General features: G+C 61.6%; 18 protein-coding genes and 1 pseudogene. 8 read left to right on the top strand and 11 right to left on the bottom strand.

The window, feature by feature from the left end:
* The first annotated feature begins 108 nt into the window (after positions 1 to 108).
* The gene (locus I5S59_RS04580; RefSeq protein ID WP_197875592.1) at positions 109 to 969 is read left to right on the top strand and encodes a shikimate dehydrogenase; all 861 of its coding nucleotides are present in this window, start codon (positions 109 to 111) and stop codon (positions 967 to 969) included.
* Between the two features lie 34 nt (positions 970 to 1,003).
* On the opposite strand, the gene I5S59_RS04575 is transcribed toward I5S59_RS04580, so the two are convergent.
* Positions 1,004 to 1,672: a TetR/AcrR family transcriptional regulator gene (locus I5S59_RS04575; protein ID WP_197875591.1), complete on the bottom strand. Its 669-nt coding sequence runs from the start codon at positions 1,670 to 1,672 to the stop codon at positions 1,004 to 1,006.
* Positions 1,673 to 1,749: 77 nt separating this feature from the next.
* Complete coding sequence (gene quiC / locus I5S59_RS04570; RefSeq protein ID WP_197875590.1) at positions 1,750 to 3,657, bottom strand: 3-dehydroshikimate dehydratase QuiC; 1,908 nt, start codon at positions 3,655 to 3,657, stop codon at positions 1,750 to 1,752.
* Positions 3,658 to 3,957: 300 nt separating this feature from the next.
* Between quiC and I5S59_RS04565 the strand changes: the two genes are divergently transcribed.
* Positions 3,958 to 5,298 carry an MFS transporter gene (locus I5S59_RS04565; protein WP_197875589.1) on the top strand — a complete coding sequence of 447 codons (1,341 nt, stop codon included), beginning with the start codon at positions 3,958 to 3,960 and terminating at the stop codon, positions 5,296 to 5,298.
* Here I5S59_RS04565 and I5S59_RS04560 read toward each other — a convergent pair.
* The 3 genes from I5S59_RS04560 to I5S59_RS04550 all read right to left on the bottom strand — a co-directional run bounded on the left by I5S59_RS04560 (position 5,295) and on the right by I5S59_RS04550 (position 7,898).
* Positions 5,295 to 6,173, bottom strand: a complete 879-nt coding sequence (locus tag I5S59_RS04560; protein ID WP_197875588.1) for a DMT family transporter — start codon at positions 6,171 to 6,173, stop codon at positions 5,295 to 5,297. The two genes, I5S59_RS04565 and I5S59_RS04560, sit on opposite strands and share 4 nt — an antisense overlap.
* A 16-nt stretch (positions 6,174 to 6,189) precedes the next feature.
* Positions 6,190 to 7,005 (bottom strand): sugar phosphate isomerase/epimerase family protein, encoded by an 816-nt coding sequence (locus I5S59_RS04555; protein WP_197875587.1) that lies wholly within the window; start codon positions 7,003 to 7,005, stop codon positions 6,190 to 6,192.
* Between the two features lie 116 nt (positions 7,006 to 7,121).
* Entirely contained in the window at positions 7,122 to 7,898 is a 777-nt protein-coding gene (locus I5S59_RS04550; RefSeq protein ID WP_197875586.1) for an IclR family transcriptional regulator, read from the bottom strand.
* Between the two features lie 175 nt (positions 7,899 to 8,073).
* Between I5S59_RS04550 and I5S59_RS04545 the strand changes: the two genes are divergently transcribed.
* Positions 8,074 to 9,792 (top strand): FAD-dependent oxidoreductase, encoded by a 1,719-nt coding sequence (locus I5S59_RS04545; protein WP_197875585.1) that lies wholly within the window; start codon positions 8,074 to 8,076, stop codon positions 9,790 to 9,792.
* Between the two features lie 142 nt (positions 9,793 to 9,934).
* Here the strand turns inward: I5S59_RS04545 and pcaG are convergent, their stop codons facing one another.
* A complete protein-coding gene (pcaG, locus tag I5S59_RS04540; RefSeq protein WP_197875584.1) occupies positions 9,935 to 10,540 on the bottom strand; it encodes a protocatechuate 3,4-dioxygenase subunit alpha in 606 nt (201 codons plus the stop codon).
* Positions 10,541 to 10,550: 10 nt separating this feature from the next.
* Positions 10,551 to 11,270, bottom strand: coding sequence for a protocatechuate 3,4-dioxygenase subunit beta (pcaH, locus tag I5S59_RS04535; RefSeq protein ID WP_197875583.1), 720 nt, complete (start codon positions 11,268 to 11,270; stop codon positions 10,551 to 10,553).
* Between the two features lie 200 nt (positions 11,271 to 11,470).
* On the opposite strand from pcaH, the gene I5S59_RS04530 reads away from it, so the two are divergent.
* The 3 genes and pseudogenes from I5S59_RS04530 to I5S59_RS26645 all read left to right on the top strand — a co-directional run bounded on the left by I5S59_RS04530 (position 11,471) and on the right by I5S59_RS26645 (position 14,473).
* On the top strand, positions 11,471 to 12,352 hold the full coding sequence (locus tag I5S59_RS04530) for a neutral zinc metallopeptidase (protein ID WP_197875582.1): 882 nt from the start codon (positions 11,471 to 11,473) through the stop codon (positions 12,350 to 12,352).
* 201 nt (positions 12,353 to 12,553) lie between these two features.
* Positions 12,554 to 13,618, top strand: a pseudogene (locus tag I5S59_RS26650) (methyl-accepting chemotaxis protein); the annotation flags it as partial.
* Entirely contained in the window at positions 13,610 to 14,473 is an 864-nt protein-coding gene (locus I5S59_RS26645) for a methyl-accepting chemotaxis protein (protein ID WP_420066437.1), read from the top strand. The pseudogene I5S59_RS26650 and the gene I5S59_RS26645, both read left to right, overlap by 9 nt.
* A 142-nt stretch (positions 14,474 to 14,615) precedes the next feature.
* Here the strand turns inward: I5S59_RS26645 and ggt are convergent, their stop codons facing one another.
* From ggt to I5S59_RS04510, 3 genes are all read right to left on the bottom strand, one after another.
* A complete protein-coding gene (ggt, locus tag I5S59_RS04520) occupies positions 14,616 to 16,283 on the bottom strand; it encodes a gamma-glutamyltransferase (protein WP_197875581.1) in 1,668 nt (555 codons plus the stop codon).
* 123 nt (positions 16,284 to 16,406) lie between these two features.
* Positions 16,407 to 17,303 (bottom strand): LysR substrate-binding domain-containing protein, encoded by an 897-nt coding sequence (locus tag I5S59_RS04515; RefSeq protein WP_197875580.1) that lies wholly within the window; start codon positions 17,301 to 17,303, stop codon positions 16,407 to 16,409.
* A gap of 67 nt (positions 17,304 to 17,370) precedes the next feature.
* Positions 17,371 to 17,961: an NAD(P)H-dependent oxidoreductase gene (locus I5S59_RS04510; protein WP_128322878.1), complete on the bottom strand. Its 591-nt coding sequence runs from the start codon at positions 17,959 to 17,961 to the stop codon at positions 17,371 to 17,373.
* A 197-nt stretch (positions 17,962 to 18,158) separates the two neighbouring features.
* On the opposite strand from I5S59_RS04510, the gene I5S59_RS04505 reads away from it, so the two are divergent.
* Positions 18,159 to 18,473, top strand: a complete 315-nt coding sequence (locus I5S59_RS04505; RefSeq protein WP_197875579.1) for a putative quinol monooxygenase — start codon at positions 18,159 to 18,161, stop codon at positions 18,471 to 18,473.
* Here the strand turns inward: I5S59_RS04505 and I5S59_RS04500 are convergent.
* A complete protein-coding gene (locus I5S59_RS04500) occupies positions 18,463 to 19,227 on the bottom strand; it encodes a sulfite exporter TauE/SafE family protein (protein ID WP_197875578.1) in 765 nt (254 codons plus the stop codon). The two genes, I5S59_RS04505 and I5S59_RS04500, sit on opposite strands and share 11 nt — an antisense overlap.
* A gap of 77 nt (positions 19,228 to 19,304) precedes the next feature.
* Between I5S59_RS04500 and I5S59_RS04495 the strand changes: the two genes are divergently transcribed.
* Complete coding sequence (locus I5S59_RS04495; RefSeq protein ID WP_197875577.1) at positions 19,305 to 20,228, top strand: LysR family transcriptional regulator; 924 nt, start codon at positions 19,305 to 19,307, stop codon at positions 20,226 to 20,228.
* Positions 20,229 to 20,231 lie beyond the last annotated feature (3 nt).

The raw sequence follows: 20,231 nt of genomic DNA, 5'->3' as shown, positions 1-20,231 counted from the left end.
ATCAGCGCACAGAAAAGCGTTGCATGGCGGATTCGGCGATTGACCAAATTAACCATTCGGTACATTTTCAATGTCAGTCGCTTACCAAGAACAATAACGGAGTTTCCCATGCATTCGGCCCCTCCTTTCGGCATCCTCGCCGGTTTGATCGGCGCAGGTATCCAGGCCTCGCGTACCCCGGCACTGCACGAGCGCGAAGGCCGCGCCCAAGGCCTCAACTACCTGTACCGGCTGATTGACCTCGACCAGCTCAAACTCGACAGCAGCGCGCTCGAGCAATTGCTCACTGCGGCTGAATCGATGGGCTACACCGGCCTGAACATCACCTTCCCGTGCAAACAGGCGATATTACCCCTGCTCGACGACCTGTCGCCCGAGGCCAGAGGCATCGGCGCGGTCAACACGGTGGTGCTCAGGGAAGGCAAACGTATCGGTCACAACACCGATTGCCTGGGCTTTGCCGAGGGCTTTCGCCGCGGGCTGAACGATGCACCGCGCCGCCAGGTGGTACAGATGGGCGCTGGCGGTGCCGGGGCTGCGGTAGCTCATGCTCTGCTGGCTGAAGGTGTCGAACAGCTGACCGTATTCGACGTCGAAACGGCGCGCGCCCAGGCCTTGGTGGACAACCTCAATGCGCACTTCAGCGGCGCCCCTGCCCGCGTCGGCCATGACCTGGCCAGTGCATTGATCGAAGCCGATGGCCTGGTCAACACCACGCCCATGGGCATGGCCAAACTGCCGGGCATGCCGGTGCCCAAAGCGTTGCTGCGGGCGGAGTTGTGGGTGGCGGAAATTGTCTACTTCCCGCTGGAGACTGAACTGCTAAGGGAAGCCCGAGCCTTGGGCTGCCGCACCCTGGACGGGTCGAACATGGCCGTGTTTCAGGCAGTGAAAGCGTTTGAGCTGTTCAGTGGCGTGCAGGCCGATGCGGGGCGCATGCTCCAGCACTTCAACAGCCTCGGCGCCTGAACGCCTGCTTGGGCCGCATCGCGGCCCATTCGGCTTATGCCTGCAAAAACTTCAACACCGACTCGCAGATCATCTCGCGGTGACGCTGCTTGATCGCCGCCTCTTCGAAATCAACCTGGAAGATTTCGCCAAAGGTGTGACGGTTCGATACCCGGTAAAAGCAGAACGAACTGATCAACAGGTGCACATCCAGCGCGTCCAGCCCTTGACGGAACACGCCTTCGGCTGCCCCGCGGCGCAGGATTTCATCCAGCGCGGTGAGTACGGTCTTGTTCATCGAGCGAATGGCCGAAGAACGCTTCACGTACTCGCCGTGGTGCATGTTCTCGTTGCAGACGATGCGCACGAAGTCGACATTCAGATCATGGTGATCGAAGGTGAACTCCACCAGGCGACGGATACCCATGCGCGGTTCCAGTTCAGCCAGGTGCAGATTGCTTTCGGTGTTGCGGATATCACCGTAGAGTTTCTCCAGCACCTCGACGTACAACTGCTCCTTGCTGTTGAAGTAGTAGTAGATCATGCGCTTGGAGGTCTGGGTGCGCTCGGCGATTGCATCCACACGGGCACCGGCCAGCCCCTGCTGGACGAACTCAGTGATGGCCGCCTGCAGAATGCTCTCGCGGGTCTTTTCCGGGTTGTTCTTGCGACCCTTGCGCTGCGCCGGTTCAGGGACAGCGAAGGGTGCTGGTGTAGTTGTCATACGGGACTCGTGGCCAACGGTTAACGCGGTGATTATGAGCCCCGAGGGAACAGGAAGAAAGCCTGTCGACTCGCGCCTTATAAACGGGCCTGGGTCGGTGCTCCGGCCCGCGCCTTGGCCATTGCAGCAAGGCGCACGGCCACGTTGGCAGCACCGTAGCCGCTGTAACCATTACGCCGCTGCAAGACTTCGAAGAAGAAGCGCTCTTCGAACGGCTCGGTGTACACGTGAAACAACTCGCCGCCTTGGGCATCGCGGTCATACAACACGTTGTAGTAGGCCAGTTCGCTGAGGAACTCGTCGTCGAAATCAAAGCGCGCGGCGAGGTCGTCGTAATAATTGAGCGGAATGTCGAGCAACGCCACGCCCGCCTCCTTGGCCTGCTTGACCGCGGCAAAGATGTCGTCGCACTCAAAGGCGATGTGATGCACACCTGAACCACGATAGTGCGACAGCGCATGAGCGATGGCGGTGTTGCGATTTTCCGAGATGTTCAACGGCAGGCGAATCGAGCTGCAACGGCTGCGCAGGGCGCGGCTCTTTACCAGGCCGTAAGGGTCCGGCAACACCACTTCGTCATCGGCGGTGAAGTCCAGCAGGCTCTTGTAGAACAGCGCCCAGCTGTCCAGGCCATCGGCCGGCAACGCCAGGGCCATATGGTCGATACGGGTAAGACCGAGGCTGTTGACCGAGGGCTGCAACTGGCTGAAGTCGGTGTCGTAGATGGTCCGGCCTTGCGCATCCTGGTCGACCAGGTAGATCAGGCTGCCATCGGGTGCACGCACTGCCGCCAGTTCCCGTTCGTTGGGCCCGACCAGGCCCCGGTAAGGCTGGCCGTGAAAGGCCACGGCACGCGCCAGGGCCTGGGCACTGTTCCTGACCCGGATGGCCGTGGCGCACAGGGACGGGCCGTGACTTTCGAAAAAGTTGTGGGCAAACGAATACGGTTCGGCGTTGAGGATGATGTTGATATCGCCTTGGCGCAACAAGCTGACGTTCTTCGAACGGTGCACACCGGCACGGGTGAACCCGAGTCGCTCAAGCCAGTTGCCAAGCTTGGCGCCCAGCGCATCGTCCACGGCAAACTCGAGAAACTCGATGCCGTCGTAAGCGCTCGCAGCCGGCGGCGCAAACAGCAGATCATCCTGCGGTGCTTGCGCTTGTTGCTCAAGGCGCAGACGGGTTTTTTCCTCCAGATACAGCAACGAGCGCAGGCCATCGGCAGCGTTCGCCCGTGGCGGCGCGGCGCGGAAACCGTCATTGAAGATTTCCAGCGACAGCGGCCCACGGTACCCCGTGGCCAGAATCGGTGCGAGGAAACCCGCAAGGTCGAACTCACCCTGCCCCGGGAAGCAGCGGAAATGCCGGCTCCACTCCAGCACATCCATCGCCAGTATGGGTGCGTCGGCCATTTGCACGAAGAAGATCCTGTCACCGGGGATCTGGGCAATTGCCTGGGGATCGCCCTTGATCGACAGCGTATGGAAACTGTCGAGAATCATCCCGAGGCTTGAATGATCAGCGGCCTTAACGATGTCCCACACCTGCTCCCAGGTGTTTACATGACGTCCCCAGGCCAACGCCTCGTAGCCAATACGCAGATCGCGTGCGCCGGCACGCTCGGCCAGCAGGCGCAGATCATCGACCAGCACCTGGCGGTCGCCCAGTGAGTCGGCCGCAACGTTGCTGCACACCAGCACCAGATCGGTGCCCAGTTCCTGCATCAGATCGAATTTGCGTTCGGCCCGATCGAGGTTGCGCGCCAGGCGGTCGCGGCGGCAGCCTTCGAAGTCACGGAACGGCTGAAACAGGGTGATCGCCAGCCCCAGGTCGGCACAGCGCTGACGAATTTCGCGCGGGCTGCCGGCGTAGTAGAGCAAGTCGTTTTCGAAGATCTCGACCCCGTCAAAGCCTGCGGCGGCAATGGCTTCGAGTTTTTCAGGCAAGGTACCGCTCAAGGATACGGTGGCAATCGAACGCTGCATTTTTATGGCTCCGTAGGGTAGGCAAAACCCGGATGCTGCAATTATTGGCGGCGAACATTTTTTGCTCAATCAAAAAGGTACTAACCAGTTAGTTTTGTGTTCGATTATCGCCCATAATAGCGTTCTACGAATTGACCCTTTTTTGACCACAGGCGCACCATTTCGACACGGGGCAGTGCTGCTGAAGGACCAAAAGTTCGTCGGCACCTGTCATTGATAACGACGGCGAGCATCCCGACGTCCTTAGCGTTGCGTAGTCCAGGCTTGACCCATAAACATAAAAATACGGGTAACCCTCCCATGATCCATTCGCACAGCACCCGCATGGCCCAGCCGCTGGCCAGCACCCCGCACGCCGGCATCGGCGACAAGATCCGTGGCGCCATGGCAGTCGGCAAGACCCGTTGGGCGATGCTCGCCCTGGTGTTCTTCGCCACTACCCTGAACTACATCGATCGCGCCGCACTGGGCGTCATGCAGCCAATCCTGGCCAAGGAAATGAGCTGGACGGCGATGGATTACGCCAACATCAACTTCTGGTTTCAGGTCGGCTATGCCATCGGCTTCGTGCTGCAAGGCCGCCTGATCGACCGGATCGGCGTCAAACGCGTGTTCTTCTTCGCCGTGCTGCTCTGGAGCCTGGCCACCGGCGCCCACGGCCTGGCGACCTCGGCGGTGGGCTTTATGGTCTGCCGGTTCATTCTTGGCCTGACCGAAGCGGCCAACTACCCCGCGTGCGTCAAGACCACCCGCCTGTGGTTCCCGGCTGGCGAACGGGCGGTGGCCACCGGCATTTTCAACGCCGGCACCAACGTTGGCGCGATGTTCACCCCCATGCTGCTGCCGCTGATCCTCACCGTCTGGGGCTGGCAGGCTGCGTTCATGGGCATGGCTGCACTGGGCCTGGTGTGGGTGACTTTCTGGGGCCTGAAGTACTTCAACCCGGAAGACCACCCCACTGTCAGCAAAGCCGAACTGGCCTACGTTCAGAGTGAGCAAGAGCCCGACCAGGCGCGCGTGCCGTTCTCACGCATCCTGCGTATGCGTGGCACCTGGGCGTTTGCCCTGGCCTACTCGATGACCGCACCAGTGTTCTGGTTCTACCTGTACTGGCTGCCGCCGTTCCTCAACCAGCAGTACAACCTGGGCATCAGCGTGACCCAGATGGGCATTCCACTGATCGTCATCTACCTCAGCGCCGACTTCGGCAGCATCGGTGGCGGTATCCTCTCATCGTTCCTGATCGGCCGTGGCATGGCCCCGGTCAAGGCCCGGCTGTTGTCGATGCTGCTGTTTGCACTGACCATCATCAGCGTGATCTTCGCCGCGGGCGCCAGCAGCCTGTGGGTTGCGGTGCTGGCCATTTCCCTGGCGATTGCCGCGCATCAGGCCTGGACTGCCAACATCTGGAGCCTGGTGATGGACTACACGCCCAAGCACATGATGAGCACCGTGTTCGGTTTTGGCGGCATGTGCGCCGCTATCGGCGGGATGTTCATGACCCAGATCGTCGGCTACATCCTGACCACCACGAACAACAACTACACCGTGCTGTTCACCATCATCCCGGCGATGTACTTCATCGCCCTGACCTGGATGTACCTGATGGCGCCACGCAAAGTGCCGAAAGTCGAAGCCTAAGGCTTGCGCTGCAACCAGGCAGCGCCCAGCCCGCTCAGGCAGATCAAGGCAATACCGACCAGCCCGGCCATGTCCGGGCTGTGTCCGAACAGCACCAGGCCGAGAATCCCGGCGAACACGATCTGGCAGTAACTGAACGGCGCCAGCATGGCCGGCGGCGCATGCCGGAAGGCCTGGGTCAGAAACAGGTGCGCGGTCATCCCGCAGGTGCCCAGCGCAATCGCCATGACGCCATGAAGCAGACTCGGCGTTTGCCAGAACATCGGTACGATGGCACTCATCACCAGCGTATTGAGCAAGCCGGTAAAGAAGTTGCTGGTAGTGGGGCTATCGGTTTGGCTGAGCATTCGCGTCAGCAATTGGTAGAAACAAAAGCACATCGCCGAGCCAAAAGGCAGCAGCACCGCGGGCGTGAACAGCGCGCCGCCCGGGTGAATGATCACCGTCACCCCGACAAAGCTCACCAGCACTGCCACCCACTGCCCGCGGGTCACCCGCTCGCCCAGCAGCGGCAATGACAGGGCCGTGACCAGCAACGGCGCAAGGAAGTTGACCGCCGTGGCTTCGGCCAGCGGGATGTACTGCAGGGCCGTGGTGAACAACAGGCTGGTGCCCAGCAGGCACAACGCGCGCAACGTCTGCAGGCCCGGCCGCCGGGTGCGCAAAACGCGTAACCCGGACTGCGGCAGGAAGATCGCCATCATCAACAGGGTGTGCACCAGGTAGCGCGCCCAGACTACCCAGAGAATCGGATAGAACCCCGCCAGGTACTTGGACAAGGCGTCATGGCTGGCAAACAGGAAGGTCGCCAGCACTACCAGAAGAATGCCCCGCAGTGGCTGGCTGGGATCGGTAAGCGCAGTGGGACGGGGCATGAAATGAGCTCGTAGGTTAATGCTGCGCCAGCAGCGTGCGGGTCTTGTCCAGGGCCATTTGTGCCCGCTGCAGGGCACTGACACCCTGTTCGTACAACTGCCGGGTCGGTATCTCCAGACTCAGCGCAATCCCGGCTGGCAAGCTGCTCAACAATCCAGCTAGATCACAATCGCCATCACCGGGGAAGCGCCGTTCGTTACGCGCCTGACGCAAAATCTCTGCCATGTCATCAGGACGCGGTCCCGCCACATCGCACAGTTGAGCATATCGCAGACGCGTTGGCGCCACCTCGCGCAAGTCACCCAGGGACGACGCCGAGCGATCGAAGTGGAAGGCATCCACCAGCACGCAGCCATTGTCGCGGCCAGCCTGTTCGACGACACGCAGCGCCTGGGTCAGGTTGCGCGCATCGGTCCAGGGCATGAACTCCAGGTGCGGGTGCAAACCATAGCGCCCAGCCAGATCACACAAGGCAGCGAAGTTGTCGGTCATGCGCTGTTCGTCAGGGTCGTTACCCGCCACCAGCAGTTCGCTCGCACCGAAGTCGGCGCCCACCGCCAGCAGCGCCTCGAAGTCGGCGACGCGGGTTTCCGGCTTGAGCCGCAGTATCTCCACGTCCAGCACCTGAATGCCGGTATCACGTAGACGCGCAGCGGTACGCCGACGCAAGCCGGCATCCGCCACCAGGGGAAAGTGATGCTCCTCGGCGGTCGCCGGTTCCAGACGCAAGCCTACGTGGCTGTAGCCGGCACGCGCGGCCACTTCAACCATGTCCTCGGGTGACAGCTCAAGCACTGTCAGGGCAGCGAGGGACATCACGCGTTGAGTCATTGTTGTTATCTCGGCATATGAATTTGCATTATTTAGAACTTAGTTCCATTTTCAAATCAAGTAAAAAAATAGCAGCCCTGCCCTGACTGCAGGTGGGCCGCTTCAAGGAACAGGGGTTAAACGAACAACTCTGACGCAGGGCTCGCGGCCGACAGCTCTGCCGTGGCGGCCAGCAGCATCGGCGCCAGTTCATGCATGCGCGCCTCATCGATCCGTGCACTGGGCCCCGCCACACTGAGCACACCCACCGCATGGCCATCCAGCGGATGACGCACCACCGCTGCCAGCGCCGAGGTACCGACCGCCGAGCTTTCCACCACCCACGCGTAGCCAAGCTCGCGCGCCATGCGCAGGCGCTCGAGCAGTTCGGCATTGGAGGCCGGGGCGTTGGGCCCGAAGTCCTCCCGCCGGGCAATGCCCTGGCGCTCGACCAACAGCAACGCCTGGGCATCGCTGAGGCTCGACAACCAGGCATGCCCGGAGGCGGTATAGAACAGCGGCGCCTCACGACCCATGTCAGGGTCGTAGCGCAGGCCGGAACGCGCGCCCTGGGCCTTGGCAATCCAGGTCAGGCGGTCGTCTTCAATCACCCCCAGGCGCACCAGCTCGCCGCTTTGCAAGGCCAGTTGATCGAGTATCGGCTGCACCACGTCGGCGCCACTGGTGGCGAGGTAGCGAAAGCCCATGGCCACCAGCCGGGTGCTCAGGTAGTAGCGGTTGCTCTCCGGGTTCTGACGTACATAGCCCAGGCGCATCAGCTCGGCGAGCATGCGATGCGTCGCACTCTTGGGAATGTCCAGCTCCTCGGCCAGGGTCTGCAAAGGCAGCCCGCGCGGTTCGCTGGTAAGGCGTTCAACAAGGCTGAACGCACGCTCAATCTGACTGCCGGCCATGGTCACGGTCCCTGAAAATTTTGCCGATTCTAAAGAGCCTTGGGCAAAGCGCAAAACACTGTCCGATCTTCGCCCACTTTGTCTTCCGGGCGCTTGGCCGGGAAAGGCCTGAAAACATAGAATATGGAATCACGTTCCACAATATAACAAACTTATGCCTCAGGAGACGCTGCCCATGACTGCGATTGTCCCCCCACCCTCCCGCCACGACTGCGACGTGCTGGTGATCGGTTCTGGTGCTGCCGGCCTGTCTGCAGCCGTCACCGCAGCCTGGCATGGGCAAAAGGTCATCGTCGTCGAAAAAGACCCGGTGTTCGGTGGCGCTACCGCCTGGTCCGGTGGCTGGATGTGGGTGCCGCGCAATCCGCTGGCACAGCGTGCTGGCATCTGCGAGGAGCGCTCTGAAGTGCGCACTTACCTCGAGCACGAACTGGGTGAGCGCTTTGACGCCACGATGATCGATGCCTTTCTCGACGCCGCGCCGCACATGGTGTCGTTTTTCGAACGTCATACCGCACTGCAGTTTGCTGACGGCAACGCTATTGCCGATATCCACGGCAACACCCCCGGCGCCGGCACCGGTGGGCGCTCGGTGATCGCCGCACCTTACGACGGTCGCCAGGTCGGCAAGTTGCTCAAGCGCCTGCGCAAGACCCTGCGCGAAACCTCTTTCATCGGTATGCCGATCATGGCCGGCAGTGATCTTGGCGCCTTCCTGACCCTGACGCGTTCCTGGCGCTCGCTGCTGCATGTGGGCAAGCGCTTCAGTCGCCACCTGCTCGACCTTGCCTTGCACGGTCGGGCCCTGCAACTGGTCAACGGCGTCGCCTTGGTGGCGCGCCTGGCCAAGTCGGCGCAAGACCTCGGGGTGTTGCTGTGGGAGTCGGCGCCAGCCCGTTCGCTGATCGAGGAAGATGGCCGCGTCACCGGTGCGGTGATCGACACGGCGCGCGGCCCGGTGACCATTCATGCGCGCAAGGCGGTGGTGCTTGCCGCAGGCGGCTTTGCCAATGATATCGAACGGCGCAAGGCACTGTTTCCACGTACTCCGACCGGCCATGAGCACCTGGCATTGCCGCCGCTGGGCGTCAACGGTGATGGTCTGCGTCTGGGTGAAAGCGTCGGCGGCCAGGTGGCGGACGATCTGTACAGCCCGGTGGCCTGGGCCCCGGTTTCACGGGTGGCGCACAAGGACGGCAGCGTCGGGCACTTCCCGCACATCATCGAACGCGGCAAGCCCGGCATCATCGGGGTATTGGCCGACGGCAGGCGCTTCGTCAATGAAGCCGACGGCTACTACGACTATGTCAGCGCCATGGTTGCCAAGGCACCCGGTGAGCGGGTCGAATCCTGGTTGATCTGTAGCCATCCCTTCCAGCGCCGCTACGGCCTGGGCATGTCGCGCCCCTTCCCGTTGCCTGTGCGCCCCTTCGTTAACAGCGGCTACCTGAAAACAGCAGATAGCCTCGAGGCGTTAGCCATCACCTGTGGTATCGACCCCCAGGGTTTGAGCGACACGGTAGCCGAGTTCAACCGCCATGCCCGCAAGGGCGAAGACCCGCTGTTTGGCCGCGGCTCAACCCTCTACAACCGCAAACAGGGCGACGCCTTGCATGGCCCCAATCCCTGCGTGGCCCCCATCGAACAAGGACCGTACTACGCAGTGAAAGTCGAGCCAGGATGCTTTGGCACCTTCGCCGGGCTCAGGACCAATGAACACGCCCAGGTCCTCGACAATCAGCGTCAACCTATTGCCGGCTTGTATGCGGTGGGTACGGACATGGCCAGCATCATGGGCGGCTATTACCCGGCCGGGGGTATCAACCTGGGGCCGGCAGCAACCTTCGGCTACATCGCGGGGCGGCATATTGCCGAAGTGAAAGACTACGAATGATTGCAGCAACACATGCTGCATCGCGCAGATCTGTAGGAGCTGGCTTGCCAGCGATGCAGACGCCGCAGAATCAGTGACTCTGCGGTGACGCCATCGCCAGCAAGCCGGCTCCTACGCGCGTCGGGGCAGGATCAGCCAGCGATCAGAAGTCGAAGAACACCGTCTCGCCGTCACCCTGGATTCGGATGTCGAAGCGATACGCCAACTGACCATCCACTTCGCAACGGGTCGCCACCAGGGTCTCGCGACGCTGCGGTTGTTCGATCAGGTTGAGCACCGGGCACTGGGCATTGGCCTGCGCCTCATCATCGAAGTACAGACGCGTTTGCAGGTGGATATTGATGCCGCGTGCAAACAGGCTGACGTTGATGTGCGGCGCCATCGGCACACCGGCGCCATTGCGCACTACGCCAGGCTTGACGGTATGCAGGGTCCACTCGCCAGCATCGAAGGTAGTCGCTGTGCGACCAAAGCTGTTGAACGGCCGCTCGAGGTCGAAATCGCTCTGGTACTGGCCATTGTGATCGGCCTGCCAGAACTCCAGGAACGAGTCACGAACCAGGTGGCCGTTGCCGTCATAGACGTTGCCGAACACCAGAATATGTTCGCCCGGCGCATCCTTGCGGGCCATGCGGTTCCAGATTTCCTGGTCGCGGCCCGGATTGCCGGCCGCTTCAAGGGCCAGGCCGATGTGGACATAAGGGCCGGCCGTCTGCGAAGGGGTTTCCGGCAGCAATTGAATAGGCATGGTCACCTCCTCAGCAGTTTTCGAAGTGGGTCTTGCGCTGACCGCGCAACACGATGTCGAAGCGATACGCCAGGCAGTCCATAGGGTTGCCGTTGCTCATGTCCAACCGGGCGATCAGGCGCTGCACCGCTTCCGGATTGGCAATCGACTTGACGATAGGGCACATCGGGATCAGCGGGTCACCTTCGAAGTACAGCTGGGTGATCAGGCGGGTGGCGATCGACGGGCCACTGATCGACACATGGATATGCGCCGGACGCCAGTCGTTCGGGCCGTTGCGCCACGGGTACGGCCCCGGCTTGATGGTGCGGAAGCTGTAGAAGCCTTCGCTGTCGGTCAACGCCCGGCCGACACCACCGAAGTTCGGGTCCAGCGGCGCCAGGTAGCGGTCGTTCTTGTGGCGGTAACGGCCACCGGCATTGGCTTGCCAGATCTCTACCAGGGTATGCGGGATCGGCTTGCCGTACTGATCACAGACACGGCCGGCGAGGATGATCCGCTCACCGATGGGCAACCCGCCGTTGTTGAAGTTGAGCAGCAGGTCGTGGTCGTGTTGGCCGAACTTCAGGTGGGAAAAGTCCGGACCGGTGCTTTCGCTGATCGACTGGGGGATGCTCACCAGCGCCTGACGCGGCGAACGGGCAATGGAAGTTTTGTAATCCGGGGTCAAGGCTTTCGGGTGCCAGTTGCGATCACGGATAGCGAAGCGACTTGTGTCTTGCGCAGACATGCCGTTCTCCTGTCTTGGAATTATTGGAACGCCTGGGCGTGGCAGACGTGCATGCAGTTTCCGGCATGAGCGCGGCGACGAATATTGAAAAGAACGCCACCACAGATAACCAAATGGTTATGTTTACTTCAGTAATCCCACGGAGCAACGCGCAGTGAACTAATCTTTGAGCTCATGTTTACAAGCTCTGGAGAGCGCTCATGCAATGGCGAAAAGGCAGGCGCAGCGACAATGTGGTCGATGCCCGTGGCGAGGGTGGTGGCGGCATGCGCTTTGGCGGTGGCAAGGGCCTGAGCATCGGCGCCATCCTGCTGATCGTCGGTATCGGCTGGATGACCGGGCAAGACCCGCTGCAGATCCTCGGCCAGTTGACCGGGCAGATGGGCCAGCAAAGCGCGCCGATGAGCACCGACACCGGCAAGGCGCCACCGGCCAACGACGAACAGGCCGAATTCGTCGCCTCGATCCTCGGCGATACCGAAGACACCTGGCGGGCAATCTTCGCCCAGGCCGGACGCCAGTACAAAGACCCGACCCTGACCCTGTTCAGCGGCCAGATCAACTCGGCGTGTGGTTTTGCCTCCTCCGCTGTCGGCCCCTTTTATTGCCCGGCAGACCAGAAGGTCTACCTCGACATGAGTTTCTTCCGCGAGATGGAGCAGCGCTTTGCTGCCGCCGGCGACTTCGCCCAGGCCTACGTCATCGCCCATGAAGTCGGTCACCATGTGCAGACCCTGCTCGGTGTTTCGGCCAAGGTCCAGGCGGCCCGGCAACGTGGCGAACGCATGGAGGGCGACAACGGCCTGCTGGTGCGCCAGGAACTGCAAGCCGACTGCCTCGCCGGCGTCTGGGCCTACCAGGCGCAACAACGCCTGAACTGGCTGGAGCCCGGCGACATCGAAGAGGCCCTGAACGCCGCCAATGCCATCGGCGACGACCGTCTGCAGCAGCAGGGCCAGGGCCGGGTGGTGCCCGACTCGTTCACTCACGGCACCTCGCAACAGCGTGTGCGCTGGTTCAAGACCGGCTTTGCCAAGGGTGACATCAACCAGTGCGACACCTTCAGCACCCGTTCGCTATAACCCCCTCCTCCCTGTCTGCGGCAGCCCTTCCCGCTGCCGCAGACACACCTGGTTACTTCCACCGATAACTTTTGCTGAAAAAGCGTTTCAGCTACGGCCCAAGCCGCCGATAACCCGTGCTCAAGCACATCGGCTGGCCACCAAAAACAAAAATCTTCCAGCGATACGGATAACGACGCCTTACGTTCCTGGAGGGAATACATGAACAGCTGGTTTGCCAACATCAGCGTCAACCTGAAACTCGGCCTGGGCTTCGGCCTGGTACTGCTGCTCACCAGCCTGCTGGCGCTGACCGGCTGGAACAGCATGAGCGGGTTGATCGATCGCAGTAACTGGATGAGCGATATCACCCAGCTCAACAGCGACCTCACCGACCTGCGCATCACGCGCCTGCAGTACATGCTGACCAACGGCGATGACGCAGCTGCCGGCAGCGTCCAGGTCAAGTTGAACGCCTTCAGCGAACAGCAGCAAAAGCTGCTGAAAAGCTTCAAGAGCCCGGAGAACGTCAAGCTGCTCCAGGAACTGGGGCAAGTAATCGACGCCTATCAGGTGTCGATCAACAAGATGCGTGCCGGCTACAAGACCAGCCTGGCGGCGCGCGATGCCATGAACCAGGCGGCCAACCAGGCCGTTGCACTGATCGACGCGATCAACCGCGACATCCTCGCCCTGCCTGAAGGAGACGCCAGCCGCCTGGAGCAGTTCCGCACCGTCACCCAGGCCAAGGACCAGTTGTTCCAGGTGCGTCTGGCCGTGCGCAGCTACATTGCCGATATCAGCAGCGAAACCGAACAACTGGCCCTGCGTCAGCTGGATGGTGCGCTGGCTGAAATTGCCAACCTGAACCGTCAGATGCCAAACGAGACCACGCGCATCAAGCAATTCGAAAGCGCTGTCATGGCCTATCGCGACGCCGTGCGTCAGTTCAGCGCCGCCACCGCCGATGTTGCCGTGGCCAGGCAAGAGATGACGGTTCAAGGGGCCACCATCGTCAAGATCAGCAATGCCCTGTACAGCCTGCAGCTCGAACGCCGAGACAACGAAAGCGCTCAGGCCCGTACCCTGCAATTGACCGCAACCTTGTTGGCGCTGCTGGTCGGTGTGCTGGCTGCAGTGATCATCACCCGCCAGATTACCCGCCCTCTGCGCGACACGTTGGCCGTGGTGGAAAAGATCGCCTCCGGTGACCTCACCCACAACCTGCGCGTTACCCGCCGCGACGAACTGGGTGTGCTGCAACAAGGCATCCAGCGCATGGGCGAAACCTTGCGTGATCTGATCAGCGGCATTCGTGACGGCGTTACCCAGATCGCCAGCGCAGCCGAAGAGCTCTCGGCCGTGACCGAAGAAACCAGCGCGGGCGTCAACAGCCAGAAAGTCGAGACCGACCAGGTTGCTACCGCCATGCATGAAATGGCGGCCACGGTGCAGGAAGTTGCACGCAACGCAGAGCACGCCTCAGAAGCCGCTACCGATGCCGACGCGCAGGCGCGTGCCGGTGACCAGGTGGTTGCCGAAGCGATCAGCCAGATCGAGCGCCTGGCCGAAGAAGTGCACCGCTCCACCGAAGCCATGGGTCAGTTGCAGCAGGAAAGCCAGAAGATCGGCAGCGTCATGGACGTGATCAAGTCGGTGGCCGAGCAAACCAATCTGCTGGCGTTGAACGCCGCCATCGAGGCCGCCCGCGCCGGTGAAGCCGGACGTGGCTTTGCCGTGGTTGCCGACGAAGTGCGCGGCCTGGCCCAGCGGACGCAAAAATCCACCGAAGAAATCGAAGAGCTGGTCGCAGGCCTGCAAAGCGGTACCCAGCAGGTGGCCAATGTGATGCTCGGCAGCCGCAACCTCACCGACAGTAGTGTTGAACTCACGCGCAAGGCCGGTGCATCGCTGGAAAGCATCACCCGCACTGTGTCGAACATCCAGTCGATGAACCAACAGATTGCTGCGGCGGCCGAACAGCAGAGCGCTGTGGCCGAACAGATCAGCCGCAGCATCATCAATGTCCGCGATGTGTCTGAACAGACCGCAGCGGCCAGCGATGAAACAGCAGCGTCCAGCGTTGAGCTGGCGCGGCTGGGTAATCAGTTGCAGACCATGGTCAGCCACTTCCGCGTCTGATATTTGCAGGAGCCAGGCTTGCCGGCGAACCAGGCACCGCGGTGCCTCTGGTGCACCGCGTCATCGTTTTTCGCGGGCAAGCCACGCGCCTACAGGTTGAGATGCACTCCAGACCTGTAGGCGATCCGGCGTCCGGTGAATCCTACCTGACTACGTGGCCAACACCCCGTCCACGCGGGTCGGATGCGGTTTCCAGTGCCGTGCCGTTAACCCGGATCGCCTGGATGTCACCCATCTCCCAACCCTGATCTTCCAGGGTGTAGCCCATCTTCTTCAGCTCATCGGCGACTTTGCCGGTGAGCGGCGCATAGGCGTCGAAATAGATGGTGTCCTTGGGCAGCAACTGGTGGTGCACGCGCTGCGCCGCCACGGCTTTTTCCAGCGGCAGGTTGTAGTCGTACAGGTTGTTCAGCACCTGGAAGATCGAGGTGAAGATCCGCGAGCCACCCGGTGTACCGAGTACCAGGGTGACCTGGCCGTCACGGGTGACCAGCGTCGGCGCCATGGACGAGAGCATGCGCTTGCCCGGCTCGATCGCGTTGGCATCACCACCGACCACACCGAAGGCGTTGGCGACACCCGGCTTGGAGCTGAAATCGTCCATCTCGTCGTTGAGCAGGAAGCCCGCGCCCTTGACCACTACGCCGCTGCCATAGTCCCAGTTCAGGGTGTAGGTGTTGCTGACCGCGTTACCCTGCTTGTCGACGATGGAGAAGTGCGTGGTCTGGTGCGGCTCCAGGCCCGGACGGACTTTCTCGGTCTCGGAAATGGCCGTCGGATTGACCTCCTGAGCCCGTTTGGCCAGGTAGTCCTTGGCAATCAGTTTATCCACAGGCACCTTGGAAAACGCCGGGTCGCCCAGGTAGTCGGCACGGTCGGCGAACACGCGCTTCTCGATTTCCGCCAGCAAGTGGATGTAGCGGGCCGAGTTCAGCTCAACGCCCTTGAAATCGGCCTCACGGTTGTCCTTGATGCCCAGCAGTTGTGCCAGCGCAACGCCGCCGGAGCTTGGCAGCGGTGCGGTGTAGACCACATTGCCGCGCCACTGGATGCCCATCGGCTCACGCCAGACGGCTTTGTAATCCTTGAGGTCGTCCTTGGTGATCAGGCCCTTGTCGGCCTCCATCTGCGCGACCAGCAAGTCGGCGGTCTTGCCCTGGTAGAACTCGCTCACGCCTTTGTCGGCGATGCGTTCCAGTGTTTGCGCCAGCTCCGGCTGTTTGAAGGTTTCGCCGACTTTCATGTTGCCGAAGTAGTCATTGAAGTTGGTGCTGTCCTTGAACAGCCCCAAGGCATCTTCGCGGTACTGGTATTGCTTTTCGGCAATCTTGAAACCGTTTTTGGCGTAGCCCACCGCCGGGGTGATCAGTTCGGACCAGGGCAGTTTGCCAAATTTCTGATGCGCCTCCCACAACCCCATCACAGTGCCCGGTACGCCCGCTGCGCGAGCACCGACCAGGCTCAGGTTCTCGATGATCTCGCCCTTGTCGTCCAGGTACATGTTGCGGCTGGCGGCCTTGGGGGCGATTTCGCGGTAGTCTAGGAAGTAGGGTTTGCCGTCCATGTACAGGGTCATGAAACCGCCGCCACCGAGGTTGCCCGCTTCGGGGTAGGTCACGGCCAGGGTGAAGGCGGTGGCGACAGCAGCGTCCACCGCGTTACCGCCTTTCTTGAGTACCTCGGCGGCTACCTGTGCACCATATTGATCGGGTGCGGCCACCGCGCCACCCTCCAGCGTTACCGCGTAAGCCGATGAACTGGCGATGATAGCGGCGCCCAGGCCCAGGGTTCGGAACATCACAACGTGCATGAGAGCGTCCTTGGTGTTGTTTTCGTTGAACAGCCATTAAGGCTGATGTCCGAAAAACAATCAAACACCGCAGGAGAATCCGCCGCTTGTAGAAAGGTTTTGTCGCAGTCGAAGCAGTCCCGATCAGCAGGCGTAGGCCGCCAGCTTGTGCTGGATGAAATCGAGGAAGCATTGAATGCGCAGGGCCAGTTGCGAGTTGCGGTAGTACACCGCGTTGATCGGTTGGCGATAGCCGCTGTTGTGCTCGGGCAACACCACCAGCAGACGGCCGGCGCGGATATCTTCATGGGTCATGAAATGCGACAGGCAGGCGATTCCCTCGCCGGCCAAAGCCAGCTCGCGCAAGGTCTCTCCGCTGGACGCCGACAGGCTCGGGCGGATCAGCAGGCGATCACCCTCGGCATGGCGTAATGGCCAGTGGTTGAGGGTTTCGGTCTGGGTAAAACCGAGCAGCGAATGCGCCTGCAAGTCTTCGACCCGCTCCGGTGTGCCATGGCGTGCGAGGTACTCGGGGCTGGCCAGCACATTCAACGGGCTGCAGCCCAGCGAACGCGCATGCAGGCTGGAGTCGGCCAGCTCGCCGATGCGAATGGCGACATCGGTGCTTTGTTCGAGCAGATCGATGATCAGGTCGCTGGTGTTGAGCTCCAGCTGAATCTGCGGGTACAACGCACGGAACTCGCCGACCCACGGCACGATGGCGTGCAGCATGAACGGCAAGGCCGCGTTGATGCGCAAGCGCCCGGAAGGCGTCTGGTGATGCACCGACAAGTGTGCTTCCAGGTCTTCCATCTGCTGCAGGATCGACTTGGCCCGTTCAAAAAAAAACCGGCCTTCTTCGGTCAGGTCCATGCGCCGGGTCGTGCGGTTGATCAGCGTAGTGCCCAGCTTGGTCTCCAGGCGCGACAGTGTGCGGCTGATTGCCGACGGCGTCTGTTCGCTCTGCTCGGCGGCAGCGGAAATCGAGCCGCACTCGATGACCGAGACGAACACCTGCAATTCATCGGACCTGGCTTTCACGGCTGTACCCCGGGGTGAGCAATAGCCGTGATAGATAGCCGCTTGGCGCGATCAACGCAAGGCTTCATCAGGCCGGAATCTGGAAAACCCGGGCCAGGTGCTGCTCGTAGGCGGCAACAGCGGCAGCCACGTTCGGGCGTTTCATCACATCCACCGCCAGGTAGGTTGGCAGGCCGGTCATGCCGAGGAACTGGTTGGCCTTGTGGAACGGGAAATACACCGCGTCCACACCTTTGCCTTCGAAGAAGTCGCTCGGGTCGTCAAACGCCTGCTGCGGTGCGTTCCAGGTCAGCGAGAGCATGTACTGCTTACCGTGGATCAGACCGCCGCTGCCGTACTTCTGCGACGCATCGGAGCGGGTGCGGCCGTCGTTGGCGTACAGGCTGCCATGGCCGGCGGTGAAGACTTCGTCCAGGTATTGCTTGACCGTCCACGGCGCGCCCATCCACCAACCTGGCATCTGGTAAATGATCACGTCGGCCCAGAGAAACTTCTGCACTTCTTCAGCGTTGTCGTAACCGCCGTCGATGTAGGTGGTCTTGATGTCGAAACCGGCGCGGTCAAGAAATGCCAGCGCGGCTTCGTGCAGGGTTTCGTTCAGACGGCCATCGGAGTGGGCGAATTTTTTACCGCCGTTGAGCAACAGGACTTTTTTCATCACTTGCCTCATCTGTCGTTCGATCCGCTGCGCTGTTTGCTGCAGCCTGGGACCGGTTGAATTTGGATGGCGGCAGATTAGGGGAAGGAGCGCGAGGGAAAAACCGTCGTTCGGGCAAAATACTTTTGACCTAAAAGCACGAATTGAACATGAATTATTGAAATAAAATCAGCTCATCCCCACCAGAGGTTGACCCCATGAGCGAACCCTACGGCTTCATTCTCAAAGCCAAGACCCGCCCGGAAAAAGCCGAGGCCTTCGAAGCCCTGTTCCGCGCCTACGTGCAACCCAGCCGTGCCGAACCTGGCTGCATCGAGTACCACATGCTGCGCGACAAGAAAGACCCGAGCCTGTTCGTGTTCTACGAGATCTGGGCCAGCAAGCAAGCGCTGGATGTGCATTCGGCGCTGCCACATATGCAGGCGTTCTTTGAAACACGCATGGACTACCTGGAGCGCGACTTTGACATTCAACTGATCGACATGCTCAGCCCGTCGTCCGCTAGCCGTTAACCAGCAAGTGGGCGCCCAGCGCGCCCAGGCCGATAAAGAAGCAGCGCCTGAACAGCGCGGCACTGATGCGCTGGCGCAACCACTGACCGCCGAGCATGCCCAGCAGCGCGGGTACCAGCACCAGCAACGACGCGCCAAGTGCCTGAGCACCCAGGGCATCCTGGCCGGCCAACCCGAGCGCCAGCGCCAGGGTCGACACTGTGAATGACAGGCCCAGAGCCTGAAACATTTCGTCGCGACTCAGGCGCAAGCTCTGCAGATAGGGCACTGCCGGAATCACAAACACGCCGGTGGCGGCCGTCACCAGCCCGGTGAGCAGGCCGCACAGCGGGCCCAGCCAGGGTTCCCGCGCGGGGTTGAGATGCAACTCGGGACCGCCCAGGCCGTAGAGCGCATACACCAGCAACGCGCCACCCAAGGCGTGTGCAGCCCAGGGCCCACTGTCGATACCCAGCCAGGCACTGCCCAGCAAGGTGGCTAAAAAGATCGCCACCAGCATTGGCCACAGTCGGCGCAACAAGGCTCGCAGGTGTCCGCCCGCAGCCAGTTGCCAGAGGTTGGTCAGCGTCGAAGGCACGATCAGCAAAGCGGCTGCCTGTGCCGGCGACATAGCCAGACCGAGCAACCCCATGGCGACGGTCGGCAGCCCAAGACCGATCACCCCTTTCACCGCGCCAGCCAGCACAAATGTCAGTACCACCAGCAGTGACAAGGCTGGACCGATGTCGTGATAGAAACTCAATACGCTCGTCATGCCCCCATGCTGCCTGCAGCACGAACAGCTGAAAATCTGCCATATACTGAGCCAGACTATTGCTCAGGCAGAGGCACATGCATTTCGATCTGATTGACCTGCGGCTGTTCCAGCACACGCTGGAGTGCGGCAACATCACCGCCGGCGCCCAACGCAGCCATCTGTCGCTACCGGCTGCCAGTGCCCGCATTCGGGCCATGGAAGCCTCGCTGGGCACGCCTTTGCTCGAACGTAACCGACGTGGCGTGCAGGCGACGCCCGCCGGTCAGGCCTTGTTGCAACACGCGCGATTGATTGGCCAGCAGGTGGAGCGCTTGCAGTTCGACCTGGCCCAGTACGCTCAAGGCCTCCAAGGCCAGGTGCGGTTGCTGTGCAACACGGCGGCGCTGAGCGAATACCTGCCGGAGCTGCTCGCCAGCTTTCTCGCCGATTACCCCGCCATTGCCCTCGACATCCAGGAACTGCCCAGCCTGCGCATCGTCCAGGCCATTACCCAGGGGGCGGCGGATATCGGCATCATCTCCACCGCTGTCACCAGTGAACACCTGCAAACGGTGCCGTTTCGCGACGATCCGCTGGTGCTGATCATGCCCCCGGAGCATCCCCTGGCCACGCACACGAACCTGCGCTTTGCCGACACGCTTAGCCATGGCTACGTCGGCTTGGCGCCCGAAAGCGCCCTGTCGCTGCATTTGGAGGAGCAAGCCCTGCACCTGGGGCGACGCCTTCACATCAGGGTGCGCGCCGAGGGCTTTGACGGCGTCATCCGCATGGTTGCCCATGGCGCCGGGTTGGGGGTGGTACCGCTGGCGGCGGTACGCCGTTGGCAAGGCGTGCTGGCATTGCACAGCATCGCGCTGGAGGAGGCCTGGGCGCAGCGCCAGCTACTGCTGTGTGCCCGCGACTTTACGGGGTTGCCCGGCCATAGCCGTGCCCTTGTGAAACACTTGGGCTCGGCGCATATCCAGCAGTCGACGTCGCCCCCTGACAATGATCCGTAGGCG

The sequence above is a fragment of the Pseudomonas alkylphenolica genome, from assembly GCF_016009175.1.
In the GTDB taxonomy this organism is placed as follows: domain Bacteria; phylum Pseudomonadota; class Gammaproteobacteria; order Pseudomonadales; family Pseudomonadaceae; genus Aquipseudomonas; species Aquipseudomonas alkylphenolica_B.
This window is presented reverse-complemented; position numbering and strand designations above follow the sequence as displayed.